This window comes from Fibrobacter sp. UBA2449, assembly GCF_002342555.1.
In the GTDB taxonomy this organism is placed as follows: Bacteria; Fibrobacterota; Fibrobacteria; order Fibrobacterales; family Fibrobacteraceae; genus Fibrobacter.
The window spans coordinates 81,035-104,650 of record NZ_DDQF01000006.1; the positions used below are offsets into that span (position 1 = coordinate 81,035).

Annotated in this window: 11 protein-coding genes, 1 tRNA gene and 1 other RNA gene; 9 read left to right on the forward strand and 4 right to left on the reverse strand. The window is 52.5% G+C overall.

What is annotated here, in order from left to right; translation table 11 throughout:
- Nucleotides 1-153: 153 nt before the first annotated feature.
- A complete protein-coding gene (locus B4B27_RS03730; protein ID WP_290723792.1) occupies nt 154-8,952 on the reverse strand; it encodes a cadherin repeat domain-containing protein in 8,799 nt (2,932 codons plus the stop codon).
- A 958-nt stretch (nt 8,953-9,910) separates the two neighbouring features.
- A complete protein-coding gene (locus B4B27_RS03735; protein ID WP_290723794.1) occupies nt 9,911-15,919 on the reverse strand; it encodes a cadherin domain-containing protein in 6,009 nt (2,002 codons plus the stop codon).
- 238 nt (nt 15,920-16,157) lie between these two features.
- Between B4B27_RS03735 and ffs the strand changes: the two genes are divergently transcribed.
- An RNA gene (gene ffs, locus B4B27_RS03740) (signal recognition particle sRNA small type) lies at nt 16,158-16,254 on the forward strand.
- A gap of 71 nt (nt 16,255-16,325) precedes the next feature.
- Nucleotides 16,326-16,946 (forward strand): histidine phosphatase family protein, encoded by a 621-nt coding sequence (locus B4B27_RS03745; RefSeq protein ID WP_290723797.1) that lies wholly within the window; start codon nt 16,326-16,328, stop codon nt 16,944-16,946.
- 2 nt (nt 16,947-16,948) lie between these two features.
- On the opposite strand, the gene B4B27_RS03750 is transcribed toward B4B27_RS03745, so the two are convergent.
- Nucleotides 16,949-17,959 carry a DUF5683 domain-containing protein gene (locus B4B27_RS03750; RefSeq protein WP_173382400.1) on the reverse strand — a complete coding sequence of 337 codons (1,011 nt, stop codon included), beginning with the start codon at nt 17,957-17,959 and terminating at the stop codon, nt 16,949-16,951.
- A 137-nt stretch (nt 17,960-18,096) separates the two neighbouring features.
- On the opposite strand from B4B27_RS03750, the gene B4B27_RS03755 reads away from it, so the two are divergent.
- The 3 genes from B4B27_RS03755 (at nt 18,097) to B4B27_RS03765 (ending at nt 20,676) form a co-directional block, all read left to right on the forward strand.
- Nucleotides 18,097-18,687: a CinA family protein gene (locus B4B27_RS03755; RefSeq protein WP_290723800.1), complete on the forward strand. Its 591-nt coding sequence runs from the start codon at nt 18,097-18,099 to the stop codon at nt 18,685-18,687.
- Between the two features lie 41 nt (nt 18,688-18,728).
- Nucleotides 18,729-19,826: a recombinase RecA gene (gene recA, locus B4B27_RS03760; protein ID WP_173365248.1), complete on the forward strand. Its 1,098-nt coding sequence runs from the start codon at nt 18,729-18,731 to the stop codon at nt 19,824-19,826.
- Nucleotides 19,827-19,965: 139 nt separating this feature from the next.
- Nucleotides 19,966-20,676: a hypothetical protein gene (locus B4B27_RS03765; protein WP_173382397.1), complete on the forward strand. Its 711-nt coding sequence runs from the start codon at nt 19,966-19,968 to the stop codon at nt 20,674-20,676.
- Here the strand turns inward: B4B27_RS03765 and B4B27_RS03770 are convergent.
- On the reverse strand, nt 20,640-21,620 hold the full coding sequence (locus tag B4B27_RS03770) for a hypothetical protein (protein ID WP_173382396.1): 981 nt from the start codon (nt 21,618-21,620) through the stop codon (nt 20,640-20,642). The genes B4B27_RS03765 and B4B27_RS03770 overlap by 37 nt on opposite strands.
- Before the next feature lie 81 nt (nt 21,621-21,701).
- Here B4B27_RS03770 and B4B27_RS03775 point away from each other — a divergent pair, with 81 nt between their 5' ends.
- The 4 genes from B4B27_RS03775 (at nt 21,702) to B4B27_RS03790 (ending at nt 23,583) form a co-directional block, all read left to right on the forward strand.
- Nucleotides 21,702-22,145, forward strand: a complete 444-nt coding sequence (locus tag B4B27_RS03775) for a hypothetical protein (RefSeq protein WP_173382395.1) — start codon at nt 21,702-21,704, stop codon at nt 22,143-22,145.
- 99 nt (nt 22,146-22,244) lie between these two features.
- Nucleotides 22,245-23,006: a triose-phosphate isomerase gene (gene tpiA / locus B4B27_RS03780; protein ID WP_290723808.1), complete on the forward strand. Its 762-nt coding sequence runs from the start codon at nt 22,245-22,247 to the stop codon at nt 23,004-23,006.
- 30 nt (nt 23,007-23,036) lie between these two features.
- On the forward strand, nt 23,037-23,453 hold the full coding sequence (gene secG / locus B4B27_RS03785) for a preprotein translocase subunit SecG (RefSeq protein ID WP_173382953.1): 417 nt from the start codon (nt 23,037-23,039) through the stop codon (nt 23,451-23,453).
- A 46-nt stretch (nt 23,454-23,499) separates the two neighbouring features.
- Nucleotides 23,500-23,583: transfer RNA gene (locus tag B4B27_RS03790), tRNA-Leu, on the forward strand.
- The last annotated feature ends 33 nt before the right edge of the window (nt 23,584-23,616 follow it).

Consider the following 23,616-nt stretch of genomic DNA (forward strand, 5'->3'; position numbering starts at 1 on the left):
ATTTTACAAAGAAGCCTTTTGCAACCCTTTTTTGACACCCCATCCTGCCATCGCCAAAGCATATTTGGAACACCATGCAGTTGACACTTTCCATAAAAATAAATAACCCCTTGAGTATCAAGGGGTTACAAAAATTTCATCGCCAGGGGCGCGCTATTTCTGGTCCGGGCGCTTGTAGCCGAAGCTCTTCAGCAGGTCTTCCTTGACAGAGCGGGTCGCACCCTTCTTGTTGGAAGCCTTGTCCGGTTCATACTTGCCACTGCCCCTCGTCGTTTCGGCGAACGGCGGCACGGAGCAACGCAGCGTGGACTTCAGCTCGACTTCCGTCTTGTAGACATATGCACCCGTCGCATACAGACGACCCGATTCCGTGCGGACATTGCCGTCACGATCCGGCTTCATTTCGAAGTACATCGTGAGGAGGCCCGCATCGTTCACGTAGTCGGGGTTGTCCAGATCCTGCGTGAAGGAGTAGTAATCCACAAACTGGCCGAGGCTAGTGTAAATCCAGATCTTCACGTACATCTTCGTCCTGAAGAGGTTCGCGCGGCTGATATCGGATCCCACGTTCTCGGCGAATTCAGCGTCGCAATACTGGTCCATGTATTCATCGACCGTAATCTTCACGCTGTTTGCGGCATCGACGCCTTCCAGCGGAACCAGGCCATCCTTGCCGACAAGGTCGTCAAGCGTAGCAAGGCCGCCAATCGCGTTCACGGTCGGCACCTTGGTATCAATGCCAAGAGTCGGGCCCAAGTGTCCAGCAAGTCCCGGGTAAGGTTCGTCGCCACTGCCGGGCTTAGATTCGAAATCTCCGCCCACCTGGGTTTCCACTTCCTTATCCGTCTTCGTATTGTAAATGGTAACGGCGAACGTCTCGCCTTCCTCAGGCTCGTTGGACGCATAGTACTCTTCCGTCTTCTCGCGGGTCACCACTGTCACCGGCTGTTCCACAGCGATGTCCACGTCCTTCGCGTTCTTCATGATAACGATAATCGTATCGGACGCCTGGTTGCCGGCCTTGTCGCGGTAGAAGCGCACGATGGCGTTCGCGCCCTTCTCCAGGGCCTGCGTAATGAGGGTGTCCTGCACTTCGCCATTCACCATCCACTTCACGTCCACAAAGTTCGTGTACACCACTTCGCCATCGACAGGCGCAACAATTTCCACGACCGGCGAAACCTGGTCAACCACGATAAACAGGGAGCGGGTCGCAGAGTTGCCGTACTTGTTCGTGTAGGTATAGCTCACTTCGTAGCCGAGGTTGCCATCCTCGTTCTTCACGAGGTTGCCTTCGGCATCGACACCATAGGCAACCGTCATGATATTGCCGTTCGCATCCACGTAATCGTAGGTGACCGTAAAGACAACCGGATTCTCGGACTTGCCATCCTTAGAGTCCTTATTATCCTTGCCTCCCTTTCCAGATTCCTTGCCGCCATCCTTGGAATCCTTGCCGGATTCCTGCTTGGCGTAGCCGCCCGTAGTCTGGACAACCTCGCCCGTCACGGCATCGGCCAAGTACGAGATGCGGACTTCGCGCCCTTCCACCTCGGTCGTGTAGGTGACAGTCATCGTCTTGATTCCGTCGGCATTCTCGATAATGTTGCCCTCGGAATCCGTGTAGTAGGTGACCGTCACATCCTTGCCGTTGACCTTTTCCGTGTAGGTCACGGCGGTAGAATTGCCGTTGACCGGGGTATAGGTCACGCCCGTCGCATGTTCGTTCAGGGTCACACTGGCATCCACAAGTCCACCGAGCGTTTTCTTGAACGTGTTGGACGGGATGTCGACAGCCTCGAGTTCAACCTTCACCGTGAACGATTCGCTCGTGTGGGTAACCGTATCCGTCACCGTCACGAGAATATCGTTCTTCGGATTGTTCACGTAGAACGTGGTATCCTTGGCAGCAGCCTCTTCCACGATGGTGAAGATGTTGGTCTTCGCGTTCGCATCCGAAGCCTTCGAGACCGTCACGACCGGGGTTGCCGTGCTGAAGTATATGACCAAGGTATCCACGCCCGGGAAGTCCTTCGTCGGATCCTGGAAGGTGCGGACAATGATATTCTCGCCTTCGTGGAGCTCGAGATCGCAATCCGGTCCCATGAGCTTGCCGTCAGCCTTCCATTCGATGCACACGTCCGGAGTGTTCACGTAAAGCGTATCGGGGTTGATGACGACCGTATCGCGGGTTTCGGCACGGGTGATTTCCACTTCGGAACTTTCGACTACGTTGCCGACCTTGATGGTCACGGTGGCCGTATCCCTGAATTCGCCGTCGAACACTTCGACAACGAGCGTGTATTCACTCTTCTTCTCGTAATCCAGCGAATCGATCAGCGTCACGACTCCCGTCGTGGGATCGACTTTGAATACGGACGAATCACCACCGACAACCGTGTAGACGAGTTCGCTATACTTGGGATCGTCATCCGGATCAGTCGCCTTGATCGTGTCGACAGGAGTTCCGATCGGCGTGTCTTCGCTAACCGTAATGGTTTCGTCGTCAATCGTCGGCGCTTCGTTCACGTCGGTAATCTTCACGACAATCGTCTTGGTTTCGGAAGCATCCTTCGTGTCGGTCACCTTCACCTTGATCGGGAGTTCCTTGTTCTTTTCGTAGTCAAGTTCCTTGCAGTTGTCGGTCTTCACCGTAACGACACCGCTCTCCGAGACATCGAAGCAGCCGCTCTTGTCTTCGACGAGCGTGAAAGTCAGCACGGTATCATAGAGGTCAAGGTCCTTAGCCTCGATAGTATCGATGACAGTGCCCTTCTCGACGTTCTCTTCGACGACCACGGAATCCGTCACGATCCACGGATCTTCGTTGACATCAAGCAGCGTGATGTGGATAGTGTCGGTTTCGACAAGTTCCGGCATCAGCGTATCCATCAGCGAAATGTAGATGGTGTACTCCGTCGGGTCTGTTTCGAAGTTGAACGTCTTGTTCGCAACCAGGTCGCCATTCGGCAACAGCGTGAACAGCGTATCGGCTCCATCGGCACCGCCCGTCAGCTCGAACTTGTCGTGGATGTAGTTTTCAGGCTTGCTGATTCCCGAAATGGCCATCGTGTCGACATCTTCGCCATGTTCCACATGTCCCACGACAACGCCGGGCTCGTTATGTTCCTTGAATTCGAACGGCCAGGATTCGAAGGTTGGCGGTTCGTTGATGTCAATCACCTCGATAACGCGCTTGAGCGTATCGGCAAGGCCATTCACGTCTGTCACGACAATCGAAACTTCATGCTTCGGATTAATCGTCTCGTAATCGAGCTTGGCGCTATCCTTCACAGTGACGACAACCTTGGTCTTCGCGCCCGTGGTATCCAAAGCGATCGAGAACAGGGAATCGGCACCCGAATTCTTGTCATCCAAAAGTGTCGGAATAAGATGCGTCACTTCGCCGAAATCTTCATCAGCAACGACATAGCTCACAACAACGGTTCCTGTCGGCACGTTCTCTTCGACACCCACGGTAAGGGTCTTCTTACCCTCCGGATCGACACCACGACCTGTGGTATCGCAGTTCGCAATGCACTTGTCGTCGGAATCGTCATCGCCGTCATCATCGTCATCCACGATAATCTTCGGATTTTCATCTTCGTTGGAAAGCTTGATCGTGACCGATGCCGTAGCGGATTTCTCACCATCGGAAACCTTCACATGGAATGTGAACACGGAATCCTTTTCATAGTTCAGCCTGTCGCTATCGGCAACCTTGATGACATTGGAATCCAAATAGAACGGGACGTCATTCTCGAGAATCGTGTACGTGAGTGTGCTGAACGCCTTGTTCAGCACGTCAGGATCCGTAGCGTCGAGTTCGCCCACCACAGAATTGTTCGGGAGGTTTTCGGCGATGGTCTTGGTGAAGTCCTTAACCACAGGAGCCTCGTTCACATCCTGCACCTTGATGATACGCACGATGGAATCCTGGAGGCCGTCCGGGTCCGTAATGAAGACCGTCACTTCATGTTCGAGCTTGACCTTCTCGTAATCGAGCTTCGAGCCATCCTTCACATACACGACCACTTTCGTCTTGCCGCCTTCCGTCTTCATGCCAACCTTGAAGAGGGAATCGACACCCGTATTGTTGTCGTCCTTCAGACTCGGCGTCAAGTTGCCCACGTCGCCAACGTCCTCGTCCGCAACCGCATAGGCAAACACGACCACGTTGGTTGCGCTATTTTCATCGATGCCCACCGTAAGGGTCTTCTTGGAAACCGGGTCGTGTCCGCGGCCAGTCGTATCGCAGTTCGCGATGCAATCCTCGTCGGTATCATCGTCACCGTCATCATCGTCATCGACGACAATCTTCGGAGTCTCGTTCACATCCTTAAGGTTGATGGTGACAAGGGCTGTATCGACCAAGCACATCTCGGTGTAGTTGCCCGTCGAGGGATTCTTCTCGCAGTTCTTCACTTCCACGTTAAAGACAAACGTCGGAGTCGTCTCGAAGTCGAGCTTCGTAGAATCGCCTACCCTAACCTTGTTCGAATCCATGTAGAACGGCATGTTTTCGGTAATGATCGCGTAATCCAGATGGCCGAAATCAGCCACATGCTTCGTATCGGGATCCGTCGCGGAAAGTTCTGTCACGACGGCATCCTTCGCAAGATTTTCGGGCTGCTCCGCGGTCTTGTTCGCAATCGTCGGGGCTTCGTTCACGTCCTTGATATTGATAGTACGGATGAGCGTATCCGTCGCACCGCCGGCATCCTTGACCGTCAGGATAACCGTATACACGGAATCCACAGCTTCGTAGTTGAGCTTGGTACTATCCTTCACCACGACGGTCACTTCCGAATGAGCGTCGTTCAGCTTCACGTCAAAGAGCGTAGCCGCAATGCCGCCGGGCACAGAATCGGTGAGGGCCACAGTCAACTTGCCGGCATCGTTCGCATCCACGTCCGTAATCGCAAACGTATGGATTTCAGTACCGGTCTTCGAATTTTCGGCAATCTCGAACGGGCCGTTGCACTTGGTGTCACCCACAATGCACTTGATTTCCGGAACTTCGTTCACGTTCGTAAGGGTAATCGTCACGGTAGCGGTATCGGCAAGGCAGCGTTCAGTGTACTTGCCCGTAGAGGCGTTCTTCTCGCAGTTTTCCACTTTCACATTGAAGGTGAACACCGGAGTTGTCTCGAAGTCAATCTTTGTCGAATCGTCAACCCTGACCTTGTTCGAATCCATATAGAACGGCATGTTTTCGGTAATGATGGAGTAATCCAAGTGACCAAAATCAGCCACATGCTTCGTATCGGGATCCGTCGCAGAAAGTTCCGCCACAACGGCGTCCTTCGCAAGATTTTCGGGCTGATCCAAACTCTTGTCGGCAATCGTCGGCTTTTCGTTCACATCCTTGACATTAATCGTGCGGATGAGCGTATCGGTCTTGCCACCAACATCCTTGACCGTCAGGACAACCACGTACACGGAATCCACCGCTTCGTAGTTGAGCTTGGAACTATCCCTCACCACGATGGTCACTTCCGAATGAGCGTCGTTCAGTTTCACGTCAAAGAGCGTCGCCGCGGTACCACCGGGCACAGAATCGGTGAGGGCAACAGTCAACTTGCCCGCATCGTTCGCATCCACGTCCGTAATCGCAAATGTGTGGATTTCAGTGCCGGTCTTCGAATTTTCGGCGATTTCGAACGGGCCGTTGCACTTGGTATCACCCACGATGCACTTGATTTCCGGATCCTCGTTCACGTTCTGAAGCGTGACCTTCACGTCGGCCGTATCGGCAAGGCAGCGTTCAGTGTAATTGCCCGTAGAGGCATTCTTCTCGCAGTTCTTCACCACCACACGGAAGGTGTATTCCGGAGTCGTTTCAAAGTCAAGCAGGCTAGCATCGCCCACCTTCACCTTGTTCGAATCCATGTAGAACGGGACATTCTCAATGATGGAGAAAGCCAGATGGCGGAACTCGACATTCTTCGTATCGGGTTCATCGACCGTCATTTCGCCCACGACTTCATCGTTTTCGATATTTTCATCCGGGGTGAAGTTCCTGTTGGCAATGACCGGAGCTTCGTTCACGTCAAGCACCGTAATCTTCTTGTCGAGCGTTACGGAATTGCAACCGGCAACGCCGTTCTGATCCTTCAGGGTCAGAGCAACAAAGAATACAGAATCGCCATTTGCATCCAGTATCGCTTCGAAATCCGGAGAATTCTTAACGCGAATCACGGCGTATGTCTTGCTGTCGCTCTGTTCAATTTTTGCTTCAAACAGGTTGTCGGCAGAAATTGCATTTTCTTCCATATCCGAAAGGACAACCTTCAGAGCTGTCGCAAAATTGGCATCGACAGCATCGACATCCATGATTTCGTAGCGAGCGATTTCCGTTGTCGCAAGCGTGTTTTCGGGCACGTCATAGTTGTCCTTGTCGTCGTCGATAATAATGGGCGGTTCGTTCTCGTCGGTAAGTGTAACCGTCACCGTAGCCGTATCGGCAAATACACCATCGGTCACTCTCACATGGAGCGTAATCTTGTGGTCCGGAAGAGTCGTTTCGTAATCAAGGACGGCACCTTCGAGAACCCTAATTGTACCGGTAGCATCGATCTCGAACTGGGTCGACGTTTCCACAAAGCTATAGTAGAGGGTTCCGTAAGCGACATTTGCCGTATCCGGATCAGAAGCAACGACTTTGCCGACAAGCGTTCCTGCCGCAGAATTTTCGGCAATCGTGAAGTCGCCATCCTCGGCAGTCGGCTTTTCGTTCTCGTCAGTCACGAAAATCGTCGTGAAAGCTGTATCGGTAAGGCTTCCTTCGGCGGCACCACGGTCCGTAAGCAGGAGCCTTACATCGAAGAGGACCTCATTTTCGCCATTTGCCAGCAGGGCTTCGTAATCAAGCTTCGCGCTGTCCTTTACAGTAATGACAATCCTCAGAGAATGGTCCGTCGTATCCTCCACCACAGTGGCTTCGAAAAGGTCTTCTGCAGTCACACCTTCAGACTCGATAAGGTTTTCGAGTTTGGCCGTCAAAGTTGTCCTTCCGTCGTCATTATCCTGGTCCGTAACCTTGATTGACGCAAACACGACTCCATTCCCCGTATTTTCGACAACGTTATATTCGTTTTCGGGTTCCTCGATGTGCGGTGGCTCGTTCAGGTCGTTGATTATGATGACCACTTCAACCGTCTGCGGCAAGAAGCCATCCGTAACAACAACATGAATAATCCAACTGGATTTTGTTTCAAAATCAAGAGCATCATCTTCAGAAACCGTAATAACGCCCTGATTGTCGATTGCAAACGGAACATCCGTTTCAACAAGACTGTACTTGAGCACACCGAAGTCTGCGCTCTTTACATCCGGGTCTGTCGCAAGCAGCTTGCCGACCTCGGTTCCAGCCTTGGAATTCTCGTCCACCGAGAACGTCGTATCACGAACAACCGGAGCTTCGTTCTGGTCGACAATCTGGAGCACGACAACAGCATAGGCTGAATCTTTGCCCACACCGCTGGTCGTAGCAGCATTGTCGACGACCTTCACCTTGATGGCAAGCACGCTGTCGGCCGATTCGTAATTCAATACAGCATCACTCTTTACAGAGACAACGCCCGTTGCGGGATCCATCTCGTAGAGCGACGTAATCTTATTGTAGTTGGCCTCGGTGAATGTTTCATCAAAGGCGTTATCGAAAGAATATGCCAAAGCATCACCTTCGATATCCGCACCGACGATGGAACCGGACTTCACCTCGTGGTCAACTTCGCCGATCTTAATCGTATCGGCAGTCACAGTCGGGGCATCGTTTACAGCCTGCAGGTTGATAGTCACCGTGTTGGCAGCAACGGCAGAAACATCCTTGCTGATGACCCTATAAGTGAACGAAGCCTTGTCATCTCCATACGCATTTTCTTCGCCATGATAGACGAGTTTGCCAATATCTTCGTTAGAAATAACCAAACCTGCTGCAATGACGTCAGCATCGACTACAGCACCGTCGTATGTCAGCGTTCCGACAACATTGCCATCCTTCATCGGCAAGGATTCAATCTTTATCTGATATTCATCAAGAGCGGCGCCATTTCCCGTCATAGCGGGGAACTTGATAAACGGGTTATCGGCATCTTCAACGCCAACAAATATGGTGTCCTTGCCCTTGGGAGCCTTGTCATCGTCTTCGATTTCAATGAGGAACACCCCTTCGCGCTTCTTGTTCGGAAGCACAGCCCCATCCATATCAAAGACGCGAATCTTGAAGAATTCAGTCCATTCTTCAACTAGGTCATTTGCAACTGTCACAGAAATGCCCTGTGTCGGCAAAGTCTGCCCCTTAGGGAATTCAACTTCTCCATAAACGGTCGAAACAACGCCATTACATACAGGCATACCCGAGAGCACCATGTCATCCAGGCTAGCCCATGCATTCGAGGAATCCGGATCAGTATCCTTATTGTTCGCCTGATCACCATCAAATTCGAAACAGTACTTGAAGCTGACCTTGGTTATAGGAGCCTCATTCAAAACAACAGAAAGTGGTTGCGCTCCAGGCACACCTTCATAAACAGTACCCCAGCTGCGAGCTTCAGGGTTGATGTCAATCCAAGGAGGATCGAACGGCATATACTTAAAATCGCCATGAATATCGGCCTGGAAAATCAACTGGTTCGCAACAAGCTGTCCCGCTAGTTTGAAGTGACCACCAACGGTCATCATTCCCGTCGTCATCCATGTACCCTGGAACGACGCATTAATCCAATAGTTCCACTTGATATCCTGATTCGTATAGAACAGCAGATTTCCAGAATATTCCGTATTGCTCAAATAGGAAAAATCATTCTTATTCGTCAAGTCCCATGCACCATTTTCAAATTTGGTTCCTTCCGTAACATACACGACCTGGATTTTCATGTCGTTTGCAGAATTATCAAACAGGAAACCGTCCCTTGAAAAAATGCGGGTCAACTTTCCACCAGGGGGCATAATCACAAACAATTTCTTCCCAGTCGATCCACCTGCCCGGAATTCAGTAATGTACATATCGTAAGTGTCATACGCATTATGATTCACGGAATCGGGAGGAACGTGTATGTATTTTTCCTCATTCGCATAATTAGAGGTCATCAAGAACGCACTTCCCCAACTAGCAGGTTCCGCCAGCAACGGAACCGACAAATCCTCTAAAGGCGGAATGGTATCGGGGCACGCCGAAAAAGCGCCCGCATGTTTAGAAAGTTCATAGGAATCCGAAAAAACATGACCCGCTAAAAGATTATTCCAGTTATTTAAAGAGCCATCATTATACTGTTGGTAAACAGTTTCTCCAACGCACCAATCACCCTCCATCACGTTGTTCGACTGAGACGACACCTGTACAGACTTCTGTACCCTAACCGGACCAACAGACAAGGTGTCCCCACCACCATTGATAAATTTGACGCTATCACCCACAAGAGTCGGACCACCTAGATGATGGTACATACTCTCAAACGTAAGCTTTCCCTTGGTGCCATTATAGCCTTTATCATCCGTAATGGACACATCTCGGAAGATATGAATTGAATCCGTTCCCCAGATTTTGTACTTCATTAGGGAATCCCAACGATCTTGGGAAACATCATGGCTAAGCCCTTCAAAGTACAGCGGAGCCACGTCCGCAGCGAAAGTGGTTGTTATTCCAATTAGGAATATTACAAGACCAAATATTTTCTTCTTCATATTATCCACCACAGGATAAGGTTTAGACCAAATCCCCACACACAAGTAAAAATACTAAAAAAATCTTACATTCAAAGAGTGGCAAGGTGGAAATCGGAACAAATCGGGCCGTTTTTCGGCCACCTGGAATATCGTGTGAGCCAAATCACACCAATTTGTAAAGTTTTCAAAACAAAAAGAAAAACCCGGGGAAAACCCGGGCATCTTCAATTTTTAGACCCCACTAGTCCTGTTTCGGACGCTTGTAGCCGAAGCTCTTCAGCAGATCTTCCTTGACGGAGCGGACAGAGCCCTTCACGTTCGAATCCTTGTCCGGGCTATACACGCCGCTTCCCTTCTTCGACTCGACCATCGGGGGCAGCGAACAGCGCAGCGTGCTCTTCAGTTCGACCTCCGTCTTGAAGACGTAGGCGCCAGTCGCGTAGAGCCGTCCCGACTTCGAGCGGACGTCGCCGTTGCGGTCCGGCTTCATTTCGAAGTAAAGCGTGAGGAGTCCCGCATCGTTCACGTATTCCGGATCGTTCAGGTCCTGCGTAAACGAGTAGTAGTCCACAAACTGGCCAAGGCTCGTGTAAATCCAGATATTCACGTACATCTTGGTCTTGAAGAGGTTCGCCTTGCTGAAGTCCTTGCCGGCGCTCTCGGCAAACTCCGCATCGCAGTACTGCTCCACATACTCGTCGACGGAGATCTTCTCGCTGGTCTTGGAATCGACACCCTGCAGCGGGACCATGCCGTCCTTCGAGACGATATCGTCAAGAGTCGCAAGTCCGCCCGTCGCTGTCGCTATAGGCACCTTCGCATCGATTCCGAGAGTCGGTCCCAAGTGACCGGAAAGTCCCGGATACGGCACATCCCCGCTCCCGTCCTTCGTCTTGAAGCTTCCGCCCACCTGGGTTTCCACTTCCTTGTCCGCCTTTGTATTGTAGATGGAGATGGCGAATGTTTCACCCTCTTCGGGTTCGTTCTTTGCATAGTATTCATCCGTCTTCTCACGAGTCACGACCGTCACAGGCCGCTCGACCGCGATATCCACGTCCTTCGCATTCTTCATGATGACGATAATCGTGTCGGAAGCCTCGTTCCCCGCCTTGTCGCGGTAGAAGCGCACGATGGCGTTTGCACCCTTCTCGAGGCCCTGCGTAATGAGTGTATCTTGCACGATAGCGCCACGGCCGTCGCCCATATCTACGGTCCACTTCACTTCCACGAAATTCGAGTACACGAGGTCCCCATCGGCAGGCGAGAGGATTTCCACAACGGGAGCCACCTCGTCGAGCACGATGAAGAGCGAACGAGTCGCCGAATTGCCGTACTTGTTCGTATAGGTGTAGCTCACCTCGTAGCCGATGTTGCCATCGCCGTTGCGGACTATGTCGCCCTTTTCATCCACGCCGTAAGAAACCGTAACGACGTTGCCGCTGGCATCCACGTAGTCGTACGTCACCGTAAAGACAGCCGCATCCAAGGACTTTTCATCCTTCGTACCCTTGCCATCCTTGCCGGACTTTCCGGACTGACCGTCCTTGCCCGTTTCGGAAGTTTCCAGGGCCGCGCTCGCAAAGCTTCCCGCAGAGTGGAAGACCTCGCCCGTAACCGCATCGGCTTCGTAAGAAATGCGCACCTCGTGGCCGTTCACTTCGGTCGTATAGGTGACAGTCATGACCTTAGCCCCGTTCCCGTTCTCGAGAATATTTCCCTTCAGGTCGGTCTTGTAGCTTACGACAACTTCCTTGCCGTTCACCACTTCCATGTACGATACGACGACCGTATCCCCGTTTACCGGCGAGTAGGTCACTCCGGAAGCAGGATTCTCGTTCAAGGTGAGCCCCGCATCCACGATACCCGATAGGGTCCCGCTAAACGTCTTTTCAGGCACCTTCATCGTGTCGAGTTCCACCTTCACCGTAAAGGATTCCTTCGAACCGGTCACCGTATCCGTCACGGTCACCCTGATGTCATTTTTCGGGTCGTTTACATAGAAGGTCGGGTCGTTAGCCGCCGGTTCCTCGATAACCGTGAATATGCTCGCCCATGCGGCCTCATCCACAGCCTTCGTCACCGTCACGACCGGAGTAGCCGTGCTCATGTAAACCACCAGCGTATCTGCTCCCGGGACATCCTTAGTCGGATCCTGGAACGTGCGGATGATGATGTTCTCGCCCTCGTGGATATCGAGGTCGCAGTCAGGGCCCATGAGCTTGCCGTCGGCCTTCCATTCGATACAAAGGTCCGTGGTGTTCACGTAAAGCGTGTCGGGATTCAAGACGACCGTATCGCGCATCTCGGCACGGGTAATCTGAACTTCGGACTTCTCGACGACATTCGTCACCTTCACCGTCACGAGCGCCGTATCCGAAAGCAGCCCATCGGTCACGCGCACCTTGATGGTAAGTATGGAATCCGTCTCGTAGTCGAGTTCCTTCTTGAGCACGACAGTGCCATCCTCCTTCACATCGAACACGCCGCTCTCTTCCACCAGTTCGTAGGTCAGCGTGCTGAACGCCTTCGCCGTATCGGGATCGGACGCAACAATCTTGCCAATGTCGCTACCGACAGCGGCGTCTTCCTTCACCGCGATGGTCTGGTCAGGCACATCCGGAGTTTCGTTCACGTCGTTCACCTTGATGGTCACGGTCGCCGTATCGGTATAGCCGAACTTGTCGGTCACGACCACGGTCATCGTGTATTCGTTCTTGGTTTCGTAATCGATGGTACTGTCAGCCTTCACCGTAATCTCGCCGGTCGCGGAATCAATAACGAAGGTGTCGGTCGGATCCTTGATGCTGTAGGTAAGCACATCGTCTTCATCCACATCAGATGCAGTTACGAAACCGACGCTCGTCCCCGCGGGCACATTCTCGTCGACCGACAACGTGGGAGTCTTGTCATCAAACTTCGGCGGTTCCGGCGTATCGTTGAGTTTCACCGTAATTGCGGCGGTATCGGAGAGACCGTCCTGGTCGGTAACAACCACATGGAACGTAAACACGGAATCCGTCTCATAATCCAACGTGCCGGATTCCTTCACCCTGATGATATTGGAATCCAGTTCAAACGGCACGCCCGTTTCCACGATCGCGTAAGTAAGTATGCGGAACTGCGCCGCGGTGTCGAGGTCAGACGCAACGACAGCCCCTGCGGAATCGCCCTTCCGGGAATTCTCGTCAATCGCGAACACAGCATCCTCAATAGAGGGCGCCTCGTTCACGTCGTTCACCTTGATGGTCACGGTAGCCGTATCGGTAAGGCCTTCCTTGTCCGTCACCACCACCTTCACCGTGTACGAGGCCTTGGTTTCATAGTCGATGGTGCTATCGGCAATGACCTTGATCTCGCCCGTAGAAGGAACAATCTTGAACGTACCGGTCCCATCGATAATGGAATACGTCAGATTTTCCGTGCCATCCACATCGTCCGCAGTCACAGTGCCTACGCTCGTATTTGCCGGAGCGTTCTCGTCCACCGTAAGCACAGGGATGTTGTCCCCAAAGTGAGGAGGTTCGTTCACGTCGGTAAGCTTCACCGTCACGAGGGCCGTATCGGTATACTCGCCATCATAAACAACCACATGGAACGCGAGCACGGAATCCGTCTCGTAATTCAGCTTGCTCGGATCCTTTACCTTGACGATGTTCGAATCCATCACGAACGGCACGCCGCTTTCCACAATCGTATAGGCAAGCTTCGTGAATGCCGCCGCCGTATCGAGTTCCGTAGCGACAACCGGACCGACAACCGTACCGGAATCGCAAATTTCAGGAACTTCGAGGTTTGTATTCGCAACAGACGGAGCCTCGTTCTTGTCGAGCACGCGAATCGTCACAGCGACATTGTACGAAAGCGTATCGGCAAGCTTCGTCGTCGAAGCCATGTCACGCACATGCACCGTCACCGTGTATGTCGATTTAGTCTCGTGATCCAAAACGGCCTTCTTGACAGAAATCTCGCCCGTAGAGGAGTTTATCTGGAAAATATCGGTAGCACCGCCCACCAGGGTATAGACAAACGCATTGTCATCCACATCCTTCACGACGAGCGACCCAGTCGCTTTTGCACCGACTGCAGAATTTTCAACAATGGTAAATTCGCTCGCCGTAGCACTCGGCTTATCGTTTACTGCAGCAAGATTTACCGTCATGATAGCGGCACCCGAGGTGGAGTTCATCTCGTCACGAACCTTGAACTGGAAGGTGGTGGCAGGAGTCCCGAAATCATCCTTCTTGCCCGTGTACTTGAGGTCGCCGATGGAATCCACCGGAATAAACTGGCCCGCAGTAACGTTGCCGCCCTTGTAAGTCAAAGTACCCTTGTTCGGGAGCGTGGCCACAACCACGCCCGTTTCCGCATAGCCCTTACTCGAAGAGTACGAGAAGTCGCTCGTCTTGAAGGTGTACGCCACATCTTCGGTACCCGTCACGCTAGAAGCACCAGCAACCGGCGGGTTATTCGCATCTACAATGGTCAACGTAAAGTGACCCTCACGTTCATTGCCTTCCAACACAGCACCTGCAAGGTTGAATATCTTCATGTGCAGGTATTCTTCACTTTCTCCGATGCCATCGATAAACACGTTCAGGTACGCCTTGTTCTCATCGTAGGGAGTGAGGCGATGTGCAGGGATAACCACATAGCCGGAGTCATGATGGACAACATGGCTTACATACACACTATCTATTATAGGCATAGAGGTATCGTCATTTTCATGGACGTAGTTCCACGTGGTATCACTCCATTCGCATACCGGGAACGGAGCCTTTGCCGTCCTCTGGAAATCCTCCAGCGTTGCCGTCGAGAGATTCAAATCGAAGCAGTAGTTGAAATCGACAGACGTGTTCGTTACGGTATCGAGAGATATCGGAATTTCCGCATCGTCGTTGTTTTCGGGGAAGGCTCCGTTCTGGAGCACTTCCGGGTCAATTTTCAGTATGGGTGGGTCAAACGGCACATAGCGGAAATCGCCCACGATATCGGATTCGAACCACAGATTATTTGCCACAAGTTGGCCAGCGAGTGTAAAGTGGTTTTCAATGGTGAACTTACCTGTCGTCATGAAGGTTCCCTGGTAACTCGGCTTGACCATAGATTTCCAGTGAACATCCTTATTTGTATAGAACATCAGGTTACCAGCATATTTCGCATTACTTATGTAGTTACTATCGACAAGAGCGCTCACATCCCACTCTTTGGTGGTCGTATTGTAAACGGCGTTCCTATCGACATAGACAACCTGAATCACCGCGCTGTTTGCACTCGGCTGAATATTGAAACCATCGCGCACAAAGATTCTTGTAAGGCGACCACCATGCGGCATTACAACGTACAAGTACTTGTGTGCGCTGTTGTGCATATAGATATTTTCAATATACAGGTCATACGTGCCATATTCGTTAATATAAGCGCTTTCCGGCGGAACATGGATATAGGCAACTTCGTCAATACCATTGGACATATTGATACCTGGAGCCCATTCTGCAGGTTCAGGCCAAAGAGGCACACGCAAGTGAGTATCTACCGGAGGGACCTCCACCGGGCAAGACTGGTACGTACCCACTGCAAACGGATAGGCCACGTATTTGTAGTATTCCGTAACAGGGACAAGGTCACCCGTTTCAGGATTCTCAACATTATAAGTGTAAGTAGAATCGGCAGTCGCAGCATCCGCAGCAACCACACCCGATGTACCATAGACGCCACCCTTGACCATTGCAGCCCAGTTGGTCAGTGTATTATCGTAAGCCTGCGAAGAACGTGTTCTGATAGAGCCCTGCACGCAATAAGGTCCTTCATAGATGGCTCCAGAAACCGGACCAGAATTTGCCGCCCAATCTGCAATTGCAAAATCGCCAAGAACCCTTACCGGGCCTCCACTCAGGGTATCATTATTGGGAGTCGTGCCATCATCCGAGAGATGCAACCCCTTTCCCGAAAGAAGCGGCCCGCCCACATGATGAGCTCCGTTGAAAAAGGAAATATCGCCCGTTGCAGTGCCGTTATAGCCATTTTTATCCGCAATATGCACCGTATGCTTATTGAACGTCAATCCTTCAGAGCCCCACAGCTTGTATTTCATCAAGCCGTCCCAATATTCCTGCTGGGCATCAGCATTCTCACCAGCCGATGAACCGAGGCTTTCAAAGTAAAGCGGTGCAACCTTGGCCGCAAAAGCAACACCAAATAGGCTGGACAAAAGCACAGCCAAATAAACCGTTTTTTTCAATCCTTCAAACATAATCGCCTCCTGAAAAACAGGACTTTCAAAAAATGTTCTATATAGGCACGAAATGAAACGGAATTTTTACATCCCACAAAAGTAATATATACAAAAATTTACAGGATGGAACATTTCGTCTCTTTTTTTGTGCACAAAATCTCATTTTTTCAACAATTTTTCAACAAAATGGCGAATTTCGCTCAAAAAAGGCATTCAAATTTCTTGTTCTTTGCAGAAAATTTTCTATATTTAAGGTTCCTAGGCCCTGCGCAATGACTATTTGCGGGCAACTCGCCAGGGCGAAAGCAGCAACGGACTTGTGAATTTTTATGTGCTCAGGTCGCCTAGGATTTCTTTTTGCAACCCTCGGGTTGCACTTTTTTTAACTAAAGATCCCCGCCTGCGCGGGGATGACGAAGCAGCAATGATTCTCTGGACCGTTCGCCATACCAAGCCCTACAACCCGAATGACGTCTGCTACGGACGACTCGACTTCGACGTATCCCCCTCTTTCGAAGACGAGGCAAAAAGCGCCCTCGAAGACTTCCTGAAGGCCGGCCCGCACCCGACGCGGCTGATTAGCAGCCCGCTCCTGCGCTGTATGCGTCTTGCAGAAAAATTTTCACAAGCCACGGGACTTGCAATCGAGAGGGACGACCGGCTCATGGAGATAAACTTCGGCACGTGGGAAGGCCAGAAGCTCACCGCCGTCCCCCGCACCGAGATGCACACCTGGAAAAGCGACTGGCGCGGGTACAGGTTCCCCACGGGCGAAAGCTTCCACGACGTGGACAAACGCGTCGAGACGCTACTCGACACGCTCGACGACAACGGCGAATTCCTGTGGGTAAGCCATGCGGGCGTAATCGCGGCCTTGCAGCACTTTGCCTGCGGACTGCCGGACGAGGTCTTTGTCGAAGGGATGTTCAGCTACGCGATGGTCACGCGATTCGAGTTCACGCGCAACAGCGAAGGGCACTTCCGCGGGAAATTCACGACCGTGCATGAAGGCATCAAGATGCCGCCGCTCAAGATGGGCGACTAACGCTAGAAGTCAAACGAGACCAGCGCCTGCGCGCCACCCGTAAAATTCGGGAGCAGTGCAAAGTGCATCGGGTTATCGAAGTCGCTCAGCAAAGCATCGACAACCGCATCGCCGAGGGAATACAGGTAGATAAGCGCCAATCCCCAAATGTACTGGTTCCTGTTCTTGCGGTAATAGGTCACGCGTTCCTTCACGCGTTCCAGTTCCTCCTTGCTGGACTGCTCGCTTTCCAGGAAATGCTTGCGATCGAGGTAGTATTCGACCATATTCTGCGAGGTGCGGATACTCGCCGCCGCCCCGATGAGCCCCATATAAAGTAAGCCCGCCTTGCCAAACTCGCCATTGTACATTTGTCCGAGTCCCGGAATAAGCCCAAGCAACAGCGCCGTCGTCATGCTGCGGAGTTCCACGCTCCTGTAGTTGTTATTGTACCAGATGCCGAAAGCGTCCATCATCCCATACAAGTGAAGACCGAACAGCCAGGCATTCTCGGCGTAGCGCAGGTCCTCCTGCTCCATCTTCTTGTCGCTCTTCTCGCGCACGCGGTTTGCATACTCGTTCCGCTTGTTCTGGTAATAGGCCAGGCTGTCGCGGTTGTCCATTTCGCGTATAATCTTCGTATACATCGATACGGAATCGCGGAAGGGTTGCGCCTGTTCGAGCACGCGGTCCTTCTGCCAAGCCTTGTTGATATACACTTCGTAAAAGAGCAGCGCCTCGATACCCGTGATGAACCCGCCCCGAACGTAATGTTCCGTATAGTAATGCCCTCCGCCCGGCAAAATACTCAGGAGCATGGTAAGTCCAAGCGAATTGCGCTTCGTGGGAATATCCCACTCGTTCACGGGAAGCGTGTCTATGGATTCAATACCCGTCTTGCCCTTCACCAGCGGGTCACCCACAAAAGAGGACGAATCTGGCTGTACGGAATCCGCCGGAACCGTCTGCGCAGCCGATACGCCAGCAAAAACGAGGCTCGCAAGCAGGATTATGGCAGACAGGTATTTAAACATCGTAAAGAAATATAGTTAAATGCGAGAAACCGGGTGCGCAGGGCGACTCCGAAAAATATATTTTTCAAGAAAATTTCAGGTTTTATCTACAATGTCATTTTATGACACACAATTATTCTAAATTACGGAGTATGGAAATGAAGAACGAACAAGCCGTCACGGACGCAAACATCGAAGGCATGGAAATCGAGGCCAGCGCACTCGAAGCAAAAATTGCCGAACTGGTCCGCGCCATCAAGGTGACCCTCATCGAACGCGGCGAGATGATGGCAACAGCGGAATCGTGCACGGGCGGGCTTGTAGCGTCGAGCATCGTGAACGAGCCCGGTTCTTCAGAAGTCCTTGCAGGCGGAATCGTCGCCTACCAGAACGAGATCAAGGAAAAGCTCCTCGGAGTCCGCCACGAGACCCTCGAACAGTTCGGTGCCGTAAGCGAACAGACCGTCCAGGAAATGTCCAAAGGCGCACTCGAAAGGTTCGGCTGCCAGTGGGCTGTATCCACCTCGGGCATCGCGGGGCCGGGCGGGGCCGTCCCGGGCAAGCCCGTGGGCACCGTCTGGATGTCGATTTCCTGGAAAACAGGCAACAATTGTTTGCAAAATGAGGCTTTTTGTAAAATTTTCGACGGTGACAGGCACAAAGTGAGGCTCAAAACCGTTTTTATAGTGCTGGGCAAGCTACTTTTTTTGTTAAATAACCAAAAAAGCACTTGCACAAGTGAACACTAAATAGTATATTTAGACAAGAAAAACAAAAAATGGAGTCCAATATGGCAAAGAAAAACACGACACCCACAAGCAACCTTTCCGCCGACAAGGCAAAGGCGGTCGAAGCCGCCATTGCGCAGATCGAAAAGAACTATGGTAAAGGTTCCATCATGGCTCTCGGACAGCAGCCCGTCGAAGAGATCCCCGTCATCCCGACCGGGTGCATCCAGCTCGACATGGCTCTCGGCGTGGGAGGCTTCCCCCGCGGCCGCATCATCGAAATCTACGGTCCCGAATCTTCCGGCAAGACGACGCTTACCCTGCACGCCATCGCCGAAGCCCAGAAACTCGGCGGAGTCGCAGCCTTCATCGATGCGGAACATGCCTTCGACGCGGTCTACGCCCGCAAGCTCGGTGTCGACATCGAATCCCTCCTCGTTTCCCAGCCAGACACTGGCGAACAGGCCCTTGACATCGCCGAAACGCTCGTCCGCTCCGGCGCCATCGACATCATCGTAATCGACTCCGTGGCCGCCCTCGTGCCACAGGCCGAAATCAACGGAGAAATGGGCGACAACCACGTGGGTCTGCAGGCTCGCCTCATGAGCCAGGCGCTCCGCAAGCTCACCGGCATCCTTTCGAAGTCCAACACCTGCATGCTCTTCATCAACCAGCTGCGCATGAAGATCGGCGTGATGTTCGGGAACCCCGAGACCACCACCGGCGGCAACGCCCTCAAGTTCTACGCCACCCAGCGTATCGACATCCGCCGTATCGCAGCCATCAAGGACGGCGAAGAGGTCATCGGCAACCGCACTCGCGTGAAGGTCGTCAAGAACAAGGTCGCGGCCCCGTTTACCCAGTGCGAATTCGACATCCTCTACGGTTGCGGAATCTCCCGCGAAGCCTCCATCCTTGACCTTGCATGCGAGCTCGACATCATCCAGAAGAGCGGAGCCTGGTTCAGCTACAACAACGAACGCATCGGCCAGGGCCGCGAGAACGCCCGCCTGTTCCTCAAGGACAATCCGGAACTCTGCTCCGAAATCGAGCAGAAGATCCGCGAGAGCATGAAGGACGTGGAACTCTTCAAGCTCGGCGAAAACGACGCGCTCGAAGCCGACGACGACGCCGAAATCAGCGCAGTCGAAGAAGGCTAGTCGATAGCCCCGAATTCTTCCTAAACCAAAAAACTCCGTTCCCTCCTTTAGCCATTGGGAGGGCCCGGAGTTTTCGTTTTTTTTAAAGTTTTAATTTGGCAGCAAGCAAAAGCCGTCGCTTTTTTATATCTTTAGAATCATGAGATTCCTTATCGCGTTCGCACTGGCATTCGCCCTACTTCCGGCATCCTACGGCCAGGACCTTTGCGTCCACAAGCTTTTCGAACGCTCAATGATAGCCAATCTCGAAGGATGGTTCATCAACGTGCAGCACTCGCGCGCCCGTATCGACATCGAATGGAGACACCACGAGCAAGAGCAGGTCGACACGTTCTTCATCCACCTGCCCGACCGTCCCTCCTTCAAGTACATCACGACAAATGACCTACGCTATATCGAACAGGATTTTCCGAAACTGAAGCGCCAAATGGCGATGCACCACCTCCGCGACGAAATCGCAAACACGCCCATCAAATACGACGACCTGGAACTCCTTGCCCACGGGAACTTCCTGTGCAAGGATACAAGCGAACAGAAACCGAACATTCTCTCGACCGCATTCTCGAACATGTGGTGGAGCATCGCCCTCGACACGCTGCCGCAACCGAACTCGGTCACCATGCGCGGCGCCCGCAAAGAAAAGAGGGTCATCCAGATCAATTCATGGAAAAAATTTTCCGGGCTTGATCTTCCTGCACTTGCAACCGTGGAACACCCGAACTACAGGGGCAACATCTGGATCCGTTCCATCTACCCCATCGAAGACCTGGCAAAGGATCCCCTGCGCGAAAGCATATTGAATACGGACCGCGCCTACCGCACGTTCTTGTGGATCGGGAACGAGAAGTAACCCTGGTACTGCAGCTGTACGATAAACTGCTGGCTCAGGTCGCCATCGTAGAACGAGTCCTTCAGCCTTTTCCAGAAACCCAGTTCAAGGGTGGCGCTATGCAATCCGTCTTTCCAGGAAAGGTGCGGGCCAAGTTTCACCATCATGTAGCGAAGGGATTCCTTCTCCACCACATCGCCATTGCGCAACAGACCTGTACTAAACACGGACGTTTCGACAAGGGCAGCCACGTGTTCGCTTACCGGGATGCGGCCGAAGAATTCGAAATCCAGAACGAAGTCTCGGCTGAACACCGGCATGTTGAGCCTATAGTCATAGCTTTTTCCCTTGAAATCCGTGCTGATATCCGACAAGATATAGTGCATGTTCAAACCTATGAGCGCCGATTTCGGGAAAAAATACTCGATTTTGACAGCGATGTCGAAAAGCTGGGCGTAGTTAAAGCCGTCGTCTTCCCCGCTCCAGACGTTATCGACGATGTAGTCCGCATTCCACGTTTCGGCGATGCGACCTTCACCGATGACATCGGAGGTCACCATTTCAAGATTGCTTCTCAGGTAGAAAAAACTCAAGTAGGTGGCCATGACCTCGACCTGCGGATTGGTCTTGAACGGCCGGAGCCCCAGCCCTGCCTGGTATCCCGCATAGAAAGGCGAAATTTCCAGGGCGCCTTCCATCTTCAGGAACGTGGGCGTCTTTCCCATTTTGTCGCCATAATTGAGTTCACCGACCGGTTCCAGCCATGTGTAATGGACATCCGCAAGCAGCTGCGGCAACCACTGTCCCCATACAAAAGGGGTATTCCCCATGATACTCCAGGAGAGGTTCGGCCCATAGCGAAAGCCATACTGGGCACTCTGGTCAAAACCGTCGCCCATGGACAGGACGAACGCGAAGACCACCGTAAGCAGCGAAATACGTATTTGACGACCAAAAAGTCCCATTTCATTGTAAAATCTAAAAAATATTCGTCCATTTGCGCAAGAAATTCTTATTTTGTAGGCACAAAACATATAGGAGACCCTATGAAAATTTCTCATCTGTGCGTGCTTGCCCTGAGCGGACTGCTCTTTTGGGGTTGCGCAAACAAAGCTTCCTCCCCTATTCTTATCGAACGTGGTGTAGGCCAAAACGAATACGAACGCGAGTACTTCGTCACGAAGGAAAGCATGGGCATCGACAAGCGCCTCAAGGACGTGTTCAAGCAGGGTTACATCGAAGAAGGCATGACCAACGACATGGTGAACCTGCTCTGGGGCCCTCCCGACCACGAAATGGAAACGGACACCAGCAGCGTGTGGGAATACTACACACCTGAAGGCAAGCTCATCACGCGCCTCATCTGGAAGCACCCCGACCAGGCACGTTTGAAGGGCTACGAGAACGAATGGATCTTGGAAAAGATCGAAGGCGACCGCTATGGCGGCTCCCCGGCCCCGACTTCCAGCCGTTCCAGCAACTACAACTAGCCCATTTTACGGCCAAAGTTTTAAAAGTCGCCTTTCAAAGGGCGGCTTTTTTTACTAAATTTAGGCGCGTTAAATTTTAAACCTCTCAAGGAGTTAATTATGCGTCAGTATATCATTGCTGGTAACTGGAAGATGAACAAGACCGTTAGCGAATCCGTTCAGCTCGCTAAGGATATCGTGGAAGCCGTCAAGGACGTGAAGAAGACCGAAGTGGTCATCGCCCCGACTTACCTCGCTGCCGCCAAGGTCGCCGACGTCATCAAGGGTACCAACGTGAAGCTCGCCATCCAGGACATCCATTGGAAGGACCAGGGCGCATTCACCGGTAAGGTCTCCGTTGACATGGTCAAGGAAATCGGCGCCGAATACATCATCATCGGCCACTCCGAACAGCGCCAGTACTTCCACGAAACGGAAGAAACCGTGAACCTCAAGGTCAAGAAGACCCTCGAAGCCGGCCTGAAGCCGATCATTTGCATTGGCGAAACCCTCGACCAGCGCAACGGCGGCATCCTCAAGGAAGTCCTCGGTCTCCAGATTAAGGGCGCCTTCAAGGACGTTTCTGCCGAAGACGCCGCCAAGTGCGTTCTCGCTTACGAACCGGTTTGGGCAATCGGTACTGGCGTTACCGCTACCGACGAACAGGCTCAGGACACTCAGGCCTACGCCCGCTCCGTTGTTAAGGAAATCTACGGCGAAGCCGTTGCCGAAGGCATGCGCATCCAGTACGGTGGCTCCATGAAGGGTGCCAACGCTGCCGGCCTCCTCGCCCAGAAGGACATCGACGGCGGTCTCATTGGTGGTGCAGGCCTCAAGGCTAACACCTTTAAGGAAATCATCGACGCTGCCGAAGCTCGCTAATTAAAACTTTAAATTCAAGGTAAAACGACTATGACAACACTCTTTTGGATTGGTATCGTCCTGCACGTGTTCCTGTGCCTCTTCCTCATGTTGCTCGTTCTGGTTCAGAACGACAAGATGGGCGGTCTCGCAGGCCTCGGCGGCATGACTTCCCAGTCTGCATTCTCTACCGCAGGTGCCGCGACCTTCATCCAGAAGTTGACCCGTGTCGTGGCCGTGATCTTCTTTATCGTCGTCTTCCTCCTCGGCCTCATCACGGCCAAGCAGGACCAGACGGTGGAAGAATCTGCCATGCAGAAGGCGACTCGTGAAAACGCCGCCCAGCAGCAGGCTCCGGCTCCGGCCCTCCCGGGAGACTTCGCCGCTCCGGCAGCACCGGCAGCTGAAGTTGCTCCTGCAGCTGAAGCCCCCGCTGCTCCGGCTACCGAAGCTCCTGCTGCGCAATAAGGATTTTGTTGACGCAGGCGGTTTTGGCCGCCGCGTCGGCTATCCTGCGGTCGTGGTGGAATTGGTAGACACGCTAGCTTGAGGTGCTAGTGGGAGCGATCCCATGACAGTTCAAGTCTGTCCGACCGCATTACGAAGTCCGCCCTGCATTCGAAGGGGCGGA